At 63.0% G+C, this 11,493-nt stretch carries 8 protein-coding genes and 1 pseudogene; 6 read left to right on the top strand and 3 right to left on the bottom strand.

Going from position 1 to position 11,493, the window contains the following annotated elements:
• Window positions 1–165: 165 nt before the first annotated feature.
• Window positions 166–1,347 (top strand): annotated as a pseudogene (glyS, locus tag BN32_RS12850) (glycine--tRNA ligase subunit beta); the annotation flags it as partial.
• A 243-nt stretch (window positions 1,348–1,590) separates the two neighbouring features.
• A complete protein-coding gene (locus BN32_RS12845; protein ID WP_019198616.1) occupies window positions 1,591–2,694 on the top strand; it encodes a hypothetical protein in 1,104 nt (367 codons plus the stop codon).
• 96 nt (window positions 2,695–2,790) lie between these two features.
• Here the strand turns inward: BN32_RS12845 and BN32_RS12840 are convergent, their stop codons facing one another.
• Window positions 2,791–3,153, bottom strand: a complete 363-nt coding sequence (locus BN32_RS12840; RefSeq protein WP_019198615.1) for a DUF1236 domain-containing protein — start codon at window positions 3,151–3,153, stop codon at window positions 2,791–2,793.
• On the opposite strand from BN32_RS12840, the gene BN32_RS26810 reads away from it, so the two are divergent.
• The 4 genes from BN32_RS26810 to BN32_RS12830 all read left to right on the top strand — a co-directional run bounded on the left by BN32_RS26810 (window position 3,152) and on the right by BN32_RS12830 (window position 8,797).
• Window positions 3,152–3,334 carry a hypothetical protein gene (locus BN32_RS26810; RefSeq protein ID WP_152343773.1) on the top strand — a complete coding sequence of 61 codons (183 nt, stop codon included), beginning with the start codon at window positions 3,152–3,154 and terminating at the stop codon, window positions 3,332–3,334. The two genes, BN32_RS12840 and BN32_RS26810, sit on opposite strands and share 2 nt — an antisense overlap.
• A gap of 134 nt (window positions 3,335–3,468) precedes the next feature.
• Entirely contained in the window at window positions 3,469–3,612 is a 144-nt protein-coding gene (locus tag BN32_RS26180; protein WP_019198613.1) for a DUF3096 domain-containing protein, read from the top strand.
• A 160-nt stretch (window positions 3,613–3,772) separates the two neighbouring features.
• Complete coding sequence (gene ppdK, locus BN32_RS12835) at window positions 3,773–6,637, top strand: pyruvate, phosphate dikinase (RefSeq protein ID WP_019198612.1); 2,865 nt, start codon at window positions 3,773–3,775, stop codon at window positions 6,635–6,637.
• A 717-nt stretch (window positions 6,638–7,354) separates the two neighbouring features.
• Window positions 7,355–8,797, top strand: a complete 1,443-nt coding sequence (locus BN32_RS12830) for a cell wall hydrolase (RefSeq protein WP_019198611.1) — start codon at window positions 7,355–7,357, stop codon at window positions 8,795–8,797.
• Between the two features lie 180 nt (window positions 8,798–8,977).
• Here the strand turns inward: BN32_RS12830 and nadC are convergent, their stop codons facing one another.
• Together nadC and BN32_RS12820 are read right to left on the bottom strand one after the other, a co-directional pair.
• Window positions 8,978–9,871 carry a carboxylating nicotinate-nucleotide diphosphorylase gene (gene nadC, locus BN32_RS12825; protein WP_040426424.1) on the bottom strand — a complete coding sequence of 298 codons (894 nt, stop codon included), beginning with the start codon at window positions 9,869–9,871 and terminating at the stop codon, window positions 8,978–8,980.
• Window positions 9,872–9,873: 2 nt separating this feature from the next.
• Window positions 9,874–11,487 carry an L-aspartate oxidase gene (locus BN32_RS12820; RefSeq protein WP_019198609.1) on the bottom strand — a complete coding sequence of 538 codons (1,614 nt, stop codon included), beginning with the start codon at window positions 11,485–11,487 and terminating at the stop codon, window positions 9,874–9,876.
• Window positions 11,488–11,493: the final 6 nt, after the last annotated feature.

Here is an 11,493-nt window from a genome sequence, read left to right as displayed (position 1 = left end):
ACCACCGTACGTACGAACGTAGTAACTACGTACGTACGTCGTCGTCGTCGTCCGTACCGTACCGTCCGTACGACGGGGTAGGGGTGGAGGGGGGGGCGCTTCATCGTCCGCCGCCGCTTCCCCCCACCCCCGACCCCTCCCCGCCGCAGGCGGGGGAGGGGAGATCAACTCGCCAACAAGTTCATCCTGACCGCCAATGTCGAAGCCACCGACGGCGGCAAGGCGATTGTTGCGGGCAACGAGCGCGTCATCCGCGCGCGGTTGTCGGATGCGAAGTTCTTCTATGAGACCGACCTCAAGACGAAGCTCGAGGATCGGCTGCCGAAGTTCGCGCAGATCGTATTCCACGAGAAGCTCGGCACGCAGGCGGAGCGCATCGCGCGCATCGAACGGCTGGCGGCAGAGATCGCACCGTTAGTGGGCGCTGATGTTGCGAAGACCAAGCGCGCTGCGCAACTCGCGAAAGCTGACCTGCTCACCGAAGTCGTCGGTGAATTCCCCGAAGTGCAAGGGCTGATGGGTAAATACTACGCGCTGGCGCAGGGCGAGGACGCCAGCGTCGCGGCAGCGATTGAAGATCACTACAAGCCGCAGGGACCTGCCGATCGCGTGCCGACCGATGCGGTCAGCATCGCTGTGGCGTTGGCTGACAAACTCGATATTCTGACGGGCTTCTGGGCCATTGACGAAAAGCCGACGGGTTCGAAGGATCCGTTTGCGTTGCGTCGTGCAGCGCTGGGTGTGATCCGGCTCGTTGCGGACAATGGAATTCGCCTGCCTTTGCTTTCCGTCTTCGCGAAAGCGACGAAGCCGCACGACGGCAACGATCTGCTCGCCTTTTTCGCCGACCGCCTGAAGGTTCAGCTCCGCGATCAGGGCGCGCGGCATGATCTCGTCGACGCAGTGTTCGCGCTCGGTGGTCAGGATGATCTGTTGATGGTCGTCCGCCGTGTCGAAGCGCTGGGCAAATTCCTCGATAGCGACGACGGCAAGAACCTTCTCGCAGGCACCAAGCGTGCGTCGAACATCCTCGCCATCGAGGAGAAGAAGGACAAGCGCAAGTTCGACGGTGCGCCGGACGCCTCGCTCTACAAGCTCGACGAGGAGAAGGCGCTCGCCAGTGCCATCGCGCAGGTGAAGACCGAGGCCAGCGCTGCGGTGGCCAGGGAAGACTTTGCGTCGGCGATGACGGCGATTGCCAAACTGCGTCCTGCCGTCGATGCCTTCTTCGACAAGGTGAAGGTCAACGACGACGACGCAAAGGTGCGCGAAAATCGCCTGAAGTTGCTCAACGAAATCCGCGAAGCCACGCGCGCGGTGGCGGACTTCTCGAAGATTCAGGATTGACCCCCACCCCGGACCGTTCGGTCCGGCCCTCCCCACGAAGGGGGAGGGAGGAGAAAGAGCCGCTCGCATTCCGCAAGCCTATCCCTCCCCTGAATGGGGAGGGTGGCTGGCCGACGGCCAGTCGGGTGGGGTGATCTTTCTTTCACGCTGACTGCAGCGTTGTGCCGTTTACCCCTCGTTAACCATGTTCTGTAAGGTTCCGGTAACTTCCGTTAACGGCTGTTAGCGAAGGCTGGGACCCGCATGACGTCGATCAATGGCACCAATCCCTACGCTCAATATGGCTCCGCCTATGCGCGCGCCGCCGCCGCTGCGCCGCCCTCACTCGCCGATGCACTGAATGCGGCGGAGGCGGGCAATAACGCGCTCGATCCCAGCGCCGCGACCAACCTGACGCTGTCGGATGCCGCCAAAGCGCGGATGGCCGCCGAGGCGAAGACGCCGGATTTCACCACGGTGACGAATGATGCGCGCGCCGCGCTGGACAAGCTTTATGCCGCCGCGAAAGTGACGGGGCCGATTGTCGATGGCAAAACCGCGATTGATCTGTCGTCGCTGGATCGCCGCTCGCTGTTCGCCATCGCCACCAACAGCAGCGGAAAGTTCACGCCCGACGAACAAAGCGTCGCGTCCGGCGAGCTGACCAACCGCTTCAATGCCGCGCTTGCGCCTGCCGCTGCGGCCACGTCGATGACCAAGAATTACACCGTCGTCTACAAGGCGGCGCTGGAGTATCTCGACGGCGCGAGCAGCGAAGAGAAGGGGACCGCCGCATGGTCCGCGCAGCGCGCCGCCGTGCTGAAAGGCTATGAGGCTGCAAAGCAGAAGCCGGATACCGCGCCATCGGGCATTTCCGGCGATCCGGTCGCGAGCTATCTTGCGAAGTATCCGGATGGCGCGCCGGTTGGAACGACCAAGTCGTTCAGTACGGTTGCAACCAATGTCCGCGCCGCGCTTGATGCGCAGGCCAGTCTCGCTGCGGAAAGGGGCACAGAACTGGTCTACGATCCGGCGCGGAAATTCGGGCAGCTTGTGGATTTCTCGTCGATCGACAGTCGCTCACTGTCGGCGATCACGCTCAATCAGGATCAGAAGTTTTCGAACCAGGAAATCTACGCGGCGAAGAAGGAACTGGATTCGCGCAACCGCGCCAACATCTTGGCATCCCTCAAGCAGAGCCAGCAGAGCGGCGATCCCACCCAGCTCAGCCTCGGTATTCTTCAGAGCTATTCCGGGATGAGCGATGAAGAACGGCAAGCCTCAGGCTGGTCTCCGTCCTTCCGCGACAATGTGCTGCAGAGTTACAAGTCGACCAGTAACATCCTGTCGATCCTGCAGGGATCATAACGGCGCGCATTAAAAAAGCCCTGCACGGAAACCGTGCGGGGTTGATTCGTTTGGGTCGTCATAGCGGGGATGGACCGTCGGCTCAAGCGATGAGGGCTAGTCGATCACCTGCATCACGCGGCGTGTGCGCGGCTCGACCAGGATCGGCCGGTCGTTGACGACCGTGTAGCGATAGCTGGTCGCGCCATATTGCTGCGGCACGTCATAGTAGGTCACGCCGCTTTCCGGCAGGATGGTGCCGACGCGCACAGGCGACTCGATCGCATACGAAGGGACGCGTTCCTGAACGATGTACTGGCGGAAGCGCGGACGCTCATCCTCGCTGATGATGCCGACGCCGGGGCCGGCGAGACCGGTCGTCACGCCTTCCTCGACAATGATGCGCTGCTGGGCCTGAGCCGCGAGCGGCATCGCCGTGGCGGTGGCCAGCAGCGCTGCTGCGAGAAGGGGATTACGCATGGTTGTTTTCTCCTTGATGAAAGGGAGCCCGATCGCCCAGAGCGATTTCGCTCATGCCGATCACGCTCGGAAATCGGCGAAGACCGATCAACCAGCGGTGACAATGGCTGTCGCCATTCATCGTTCCTGCCGGAATGTGATTTCACCGGGGCATTTTCATGAAGGTGACGGCAGTGGATGACTGCACAAGTTCTCGGCTGGTGTGGAACTCACCGCTTATCGGGGCCGTTGGCTGTTGCTGTCCGCGGCAGGAGGATAAATTCCTCTCCCGATTCGAGTGCATGCCGTTCGTTCTTTCATCTCCAGGAGAAACCAATGTCCATCAGTGTCGCCAACATTCAGCCAATCGTCGCACTCATTGCCGGTGTGCTGATTCTCGTCATGCCGCGGCTGCTGAATTTCATCGTGGCGATCTATCTGATCCTGGTCGGGATCATCGGACTGGGGATCATTAAGTAACGGAGTATTTCAGATTGTTACACATCTGGTAACAAAACATCGCGATTTGTCCGATTCTGTAACAATCTGTAACCGTCCGTGACCTACAACGCGGATATCAGGCGGGAGTCGCTTGCGCGTCAGCAGGCAACCGTGGTGTAACGCCGCTGCCGTTTCACTCATGCAGCGTCTGGAAGCCATGGCCAAAGCCTCATCGAAGAAATCCGCCGCGAAGTCCTCTCCGAAATCAGTCTCCAAATCGAAGCCGGCTGCAAAAGCGAAGCCGGTTTCCGCTAAACCTGCGGGCAAAGCCGCAGTGAAAACAGCCTCGAAGACATCTGCGCCTGCTGCGAAGAAAACAACGCAAGCGGGCAAGTGGGTTTACACGTTCGGTGACGGGCGCGCGGAGGGTAAGGCCGGCATGCGCGACCTGCTCGGCGGCAAGGGCGCGAACCTTGCCGAGATGGCCAATCTCGGTCTGCCGGTGCCTCCCGGCTTCACGATTCCAACTTCGGTCTGCACTTATTTTTACGCCAATGACAAAACCTATCCGAAGGATCTGAAGCCGCAGGTCGAGAAGGCGCTCGACGCCGTCGGCAAGATCGCGGGCAAGACGTTCGGTGATGCGAAGAACCCGCTGCTGGTCTCGGTGCGCTCCGGCGGCCGCGCCTCGATGCCGGGCATGATGGATACGGTCCTCAACCTCGGCATGAACGACACGACGGTGGAAGCGCTGGCACAGCTCTCGGGCGATCGCCGCTTCGCCTATGACAGCTATCGCCGCTTCATCACGATGTATTCAGACGTGGTGCTCGGCTTCGAGCATCATCACTTCGAGGACATCCTCGACACCTACAAGGACAGCAAGGGCTATTCGCTCGATACCGAACTGACTGCGGACGACTGGGTCGATCTGGTCGGCAGGTACAAGGACGCTGTGGCGCGCGAAACCGGCAAGGACTTCCCGCAGGACCCGCACGCGCAGTTGTGGGGCGCGGTTGGGGCGGTGTTCTCGTCATGGATGAATGCGCGCGCGGTGACCTATCGCCGCCTGCACGATATCCCTGAGTCATGGGGCACCGCCGTCAACATCCAGTCGATGGTGTTCGGCAATATGGGCGACACCTCGGCGACCGGCGTTGCCTTCACGCGCAATCCGTCCACCGGCGAAAAGCGGCTGTACGGCGAATTCCTCATCAACGCGCAGGGCGAGGACGTGGTTGCGGGCATCCGCACGCCGCAGGACATCACCGAATATGCGCGCAAGGAATCCGGTTCGGACAAGGCGTCGATGGAAGTCGCGATGCCGGACGCGTTCAAGGAACTGACGCGGATCTACACGCAGCTCGAGAAGCACTACCGTGACATGCAGGACATGGAATTCACGGTGGAGCAGGGCAAGCTGTGGATGCTGCAGACCCGCAACGGCAAGCGCACCGCGAAGGCGTCGCTGCGCATCGCGGTCGATCTCGCCAATGAAGGCCTGATCACCAAGAAGGACGCGATCACGCGGATCGATCCGGCCTCGCTCGATCAGTTGCTGCATCCGACCATCGATCCGGTCGCCAAGCGCGACGTCATCGCCACCGGTCTGCCTGCATCGCCCGGCGCTGCCGCTGGCGAAATCGTGTTCTCGTCGGATGAAGCCGCCAAGCTTCAGGCCGATGGCCGCAAGGTCATTCTGGTGCGCGTCGAGACCTCGCCGGAAGACATTCACGGCATGCACGCGGCGGAAGGCATCCTCACCACGCGCGGCGGCATGACGTCCCACGCGGCGGTGGTCGCGCGCGGCATGGGCAAGCCTTGCGTGTCCGGTTGCGGCACCGTGCGTGTCGATTACGGCCGCGGGCTGATGACCATCGGCAACCGCAGCTTCAAGGCGGGCGACGTCATCACCATCGACGGTTCGCTGGGGCAGGTGCTGGCCGGCCGCATGCCGATGATCGAGCCGGAACTGTCCGGCGATTTCAACACGCTGATGGGCTGGGCCGATCAGGTCCGCAAGCTGAAGGTCCGCACCAACGCGGATACACCGGCGGATGCCCGCACCGCGCTGAAGTTCGGCACCGAAGGCATCGGCCTTTGCCGCACCGAGCATATGTTCTTCGAGGAAACGCGCATCCGCACGGTGCGCGAGATGATCCTCGCGGAGGACGAAGGCGCACGGCGCGCGGCGCTTGCGAAGCTTCTGCCGATGCAGCGCGCCGATTTCGTCGATCTGTTCGAGATCATGAAGGGCCTGCCGGTCACCATCCGGCTGCTCGATCCGCCGCTGCATGAGTTCCTGCCGCACTCGCAGAGCGAGATCGAGGAAGTCGCCCGCGCGATGAACACCGATCCGCGCAGAATCGCCGACCGCGCGCGCGAACTCGCCGAGTTCAACCCGATGCTGGGCTTCCGCGGCTGCCGTCTGGCGATTGCCTATCCGGAAATCGCCGAGATGCAGGCGCGCGCCATCTTCGAGGCGGCGGTTGAGGCCGGCAAGCGCACCGGCAAGCCGGTCGGGCTCGAGGTGATGGTGCCGCTGATCGCGACCCGCGCCGAATTCGATATCACCAAGGCGCGGATCGACGCCACCGCGCAGTCGGTGATGAAGGATACTGGCGTGAAGCTCAACTATCAGACCGGCACCATGATCGAACTGCCGCGTGCGTGTCTGATGGCGGGCGAGATCGCGAAGACCGCCGAGTTCTTCTCGTTCGGCACCAACGATCTGACGCAGACCACCTATGGCATCAGCCGTGACGACGCAGCGAGTTTCCTCGGTACTTATATTGCCCGCGGTATCCTCGAGATCGATCCGTTCATTTCGGTCGATCGCGATGGCGTCGGCGAACTCGTGAAGATCGGCGTGCAGCGCGGACGCAAGACGCGGCCGGGCCTCAAGATGGGCATCTGCGGCGAGCATGGCGGCGATCCCGCATCGGTCGCGTTCTGTCACGAGGTCGGCCTCGACTACGTGTCGTGTTCGCCGTACCGTGTGCCGATCGCCCGTCTTGCTGCGGCACAGGCCGCGCTCGGCAAGGCTGTCGCCAGCCAGGCGTAAGCTAGAACCTTATCAAGACAAAATGCCGCCTCCGAAAGGAGGCGGCATTTTGCTTTTTCGAACGTAAAGACGTCGCGTCATCCTGAGGTGCGAGCCGCACTGCGGCGAGCCTCGAAGGATGCGCAGCCATGCCGCCGTCGTCCTTCGAGGCTCGCAAAAGCTCGCACCTCAGGATGACGGCGATCTACGCAAGGCATGGCGTTCGGTGGTTATGAATCCCCGCTTTCGCGGGGGCTTTGCGTCTAATATCGATGTCATGGCCGGACTTGGTCCGGCCATCCCGATCCATCGAGCACGGTGCCTGACTTGGCGAGATCACCGGGACAAGCCCGGTGATGACAGAATGCTGACTGTGCTTCTCGCGTCATTGCGAGGAGCGAAGCGACGAAGAAATCCAGTCTTCGTTTGATGGCTGTCCCGCCTGGATTGCTTCGCTTCGCTCGCAATGACGGTTGAAGACCGGGTTGGAACCCGAGCCGCGTTAGTTCGCGCATTCATTATTTTCGTTGACGCGATGTTTACCACCTTGCTGCAGGCGCGGTTTACCAACGCTTTCAATGTGGCGCTGCGTTTTCAAGCGCACGCTTGCGTGTGGCGTACAGGACGCGGTGATTAACCCCCCGGCAACTTTAATTCGATACCAACGAAATTGATCGGATTGTACTGAATGTGCCGCTCGATCGCGTGTGTACAAGCGTTAGTTGCGTGAGCGTATCGATGTCTGTGTTGTGTAACGGGTCGAAGGGCGCGCGGTTTGCGCCCTTCGGCTTCGTTCTCTGTCTCTTGACAGTGAGCCCGACCGAAATCGGCTATCAGGACCTCGCATCGCTGCTGGCGCGCCAGCCCGGTGTTGCGGAGCGCTGGCAGCAACACATCTTCTCCTCGTCCCGCCGCATGTTGCAGGTGGCGTCGTTCAATCTGCCGCGCCCGATCGGCACCCGCACCTCCGAAACCGCATCGTATCGTCTGGCCAGCCTCGACAGCCAGGGCATGGACATCGCAAGTTCCCTCGGCCGCGATCCGCTGGGTCCGGTTTTGCGCCCGTTGCAGAAGTCGGATTTCCCCAAGGTCGTGCGCTCCTCGAAAGGCGACCGGCTTCCGGTTTACACGCCTGAGGTTGCCGCGCCTGTCACCACGCCGCAGCCGGAACAGGACCAGCCAAATTCCAACGCGTCAGTGTACGGCGCGAAGACGGCAGAAGTGCCTGCTGCCAATACAGCCGCGCCGCTCGATGCAGAACTGGAAGCTGCGCTGAACGCGCCGCGTCTGCCGCAGTATGAGTCTTCCGTTTCGCTGCAGAACATTCCCGCCGATCATCCGCTGAACGCTGCTCCGGCGACGGCCGGTGAAGACGCCGTCGCGGCAGAACCGGAATTGAATCGCGACGGCTTCTCGTTCCAGACCGCGACCCTGTTCTTCGGAAATTCATCGCTCGGCGTATCGAGCGGATCGCTTGAGCGCTGGCAGCCCGGTGAAGAGCCGATCATCGTTGTGCCTGGCATCGATCCGGACATGAAAACGCCGGCGGCATTGCCAAGCGAGTCGTCAGCTCCGTCCGCTGGTGAAAGCGTCGCCAGCAAGGGCGAAGTCACCGGCGAGAACCAGCGGCCGCGCACTCCCGCGGAACGTCTCGGTCTGGATGCGAAAACGCGCGCGAAATCCGAAAAGTGCCTGACCGATGCGATCTATTTCGAGGCGCGCGGCGAAGCGGTGCGCGGCCAGATCGCGGTGGCGCAGGTCGTTCTGAACCGCGCCTTCTCCGGCTACTATCCGACCACAGTTTGCGGTGTCGTGTACCAGAACGCGCACCGCCATCTGTCGTGCCAGTTCACATTCGCCTGCGATGGCATCCGCGATGTGGTGAAAGAACCGGAGATGTGGGAGCGCGCGAAAAAGATCGCCCGTGAAAGCCTCGACGGACGGCTGTGGCTGCCGGAAGTCGGCAAGTCGACGCACTATCACGCCTACTGGGTTCGCCCGTCATGGGTGAACGAGATGAAGAAGATGTACAAGTACGGCGTACATACCTTCTATCGTCCGCGCGCCTGGGGCGACGGCAAGGATGCGCCGACATGGGGCACGGCAGCGGAGACGGCGGTGATCTCCGCAAAGCTCGTTGAAGCAGCCAGGAGTTCGGCTGAAATATCGGCCGGGAAGTAGCAGTTAGTTAGCGCTTCCACCGCCTTTCCTTTCCCTCCCCCTTGTGGGGAGGGTCGGCCGAGCGAAGCGGAGGCCGGGGTGGGGGTCATCGCACGAGGTGGGAGTTTTCCCCACCCGGCGCATTGTTCGCTTCGCTCTCAATGCGCCACCCTCCCCACAAGGGGGAGCGAAAGAAGAATCCTACGCGTCAATATCCAGCGCGACGTCGAAGTTCGGCGCGGAATGCGTCAACGCACCCGCCGACGCGTAGTCGACGCCGGTTGTCGCGATCTCGCCGATCGACGCCAGCGTCACGCCGCCGGAGACTTCCAGCACCACGCGTCCATTGGTGATCGCGACTGCCTCACGCAGGGTCGGAACATCCATGTTGTCGAGCATCACCACGTCCGCAAGGCCGGTCGCCAGCACCTCGCGCAACTGATCCAGCGTATCGACCTCGATCTCGATCTTGACCAGATGGCCGGCATGGGCGCGCGCGCGCTGCAGCACGGCCTTCACGCCGCCGGCGACCGCGATGTGGTTGTCCTTGATCAGGATCGCGTCGTCGAGCCCGAAGCGATGGTTGAAACCGCCGCCGCAACGCACGGCATACTTCTCCAGCGCCCGCAGTCCCGGCGTGGTCTTGCGGGTGTCGCAGATGCGCATCTTGGTCACGCCGGCGTGGCGGATGTAGTCCGACGTCAGCGTGGCGATGCCGGACATGCGGCCGACAAAGTTGAGCGCGGTGCGTTCGCCGGTGAGTACCGCGTGGGCCGGGCCCGAGATGGTGAGCACATGCACGCCCTTGGCGACATTGACGCCGTCATGGGCGTGGGCCTGGATCCGGACGTCGGGCGATAGCTTCAGAAAGGTCGCAACAGCCAGCGGCAAGCCCGCGATCACGCCAGCCTGCCGCGCGACCAGTTTGGCAAAGGCCTGCGTGGTGGTCGGGATGGTCGCGATCGAGGTGACGTCGCCGGCGCGGCCGAGGTCTTCGGCAAGCGCCCGCGTCACCGCGTCATCGATCGCCAGCGGCGACAGAAATGCATGCGGATGCATGAGGGCGGCGGGGTTCAGGACATCGGTGACGCTCACCTTCAAACTCCCATGGATAGTTTAGCGGATCGTTTGGCGATTGCACCGTCCGACAACATTAGCGCGATCCCTCGCGCGTCGTCGAGCGTCGTCACGGTGCGGTGCCGTTGTGCCGGGTCTTCCGCCGGATAATCGGATCGATAATGCGCCCCGCGGCTCTCGCGCCGCGACCATGCGGATGCCGCGACGATCAGCGCGGTGGTCGCCATGTTGCGCAGCGCAATGTTGCCGGTGTTCTGCTCGATAGCGGCGAATGCCTGCACGGCTTCCATCAGCCGGTCGCCGTCGCGGACGACGCCGACATGCGAACTCATCATGGCGCGCAGATTGGCTTCGGTGGGTGCCGGCATGGCGCTGTCATGCGGCGTGTGCGACGGCACCGCGAGCGGACCACGCGCAAACACGTTGCCGTCGATGTCTTCGGCGATGCGCGCGGCATAGACCACGGCTTCGAGCAGCGAGTTGGAGGCGAGGCGGTTGGCGCCATGGGCTCCGGTGCTCGATACTTCACCGCCGGCCCACAGGCCTTTGAGAGAGGTGCGTCCGTGTCTGTCCACCGCGATGCCGCCCATGTGATAATGCGCGGCAGGGGCAATCGGGATCGGCTGTGTCGCGGGATCGATCCCCGCCGCCATGCAGCTTGCGTAGACCGTCGGAAATCTTTTGGCGAATGCCGCGCCAAGCGCCCTGGTCGCATCCAGATACGCGCCGCGGCCTGCGGCGATTTCCGCGAACACACCGCGCGCGACGATATCGCGCGGCGCGAGTTCCGCGAGCGGGTTGAGCGCCAGCATGAAGCGCTCGCCCTTGCCGTTGATCAGCGCCGCGCCCTCGCCGCGCAGGGCTTCGGTCGCCAGCGGCGCGGGATCGCGGCCGACCATGATGGCGGTCGGATGAAACTGTACGAATTCCGGATCGGCGATGATCGCGCCTGCGCGTGCCGCAATCGCAAGACCTGAGCCGCTGGCCTCGGCCGGATTCGTCGTCACGGCATAAAGATGCCCGATGCCGCCGGTCGCCAGTACGATGGCGCGCGATGGAATGATGACGGGTGCGGCTGTCTCGTCCCCCGCCTTGCGCAACTGCAGGCCGGACACGGCATCGCCCTCCGCGATCAGGGCTTCCGCGACGTAGCCTTCGATGACGCGGATCGACGGCGTTTTGCGCACCGCCTCGATCAGCGCCGCGATGATGGCCTTTCCGGCCATGTCGCCCTGAACGTGAACGATGCGCCGGGCGGAATGCGCCGCTTCGCGGCCGACGGCGAGCCTGCCTTCGAGGTTGCGGTCGAACGGCACGCCATATTGCAGCAGATCATGAATGCGCGCGCCGGCCTCGCGCGCGAGGGCGAGCGCGACATCTTCATCGACGATGCCGCCGCCGACCGCAATGGTGTCGGCGGCATGGGCCTCGGCGCTGTCGCCCTCTGCAACTGCGGCTGCGATACCACCTTGAGCCCACGCGCTCGACGCGCCTTCGCCGAGAGGAGCGGCGGAAATGACTGTGACGGGCCGGGGGCTAAGTTTCAGCGCACAAAACAGCCCCGCGAGTCCGCCGCCGACGATGATGACATCGTCGATGGCACGCGGGACATCAGCGTGTGACGTTTGGCTCATGACCGA

The organism is Afipia birgiae 34632 (assembly GCF_000308295.2).
Taxonomy (GTDB): domain Bacteria; phylum Pseudomonadota; class Alphaproteobacteria; order Rhizobiales; family Xanthobacteraceae; genus Afipia; species Afipia birgiae.
The sequence above is the reverse complement of the archived record's forward strand: the minus strand, read 5'-3'. Positions and strand labels throughout refer to the sequence as shown.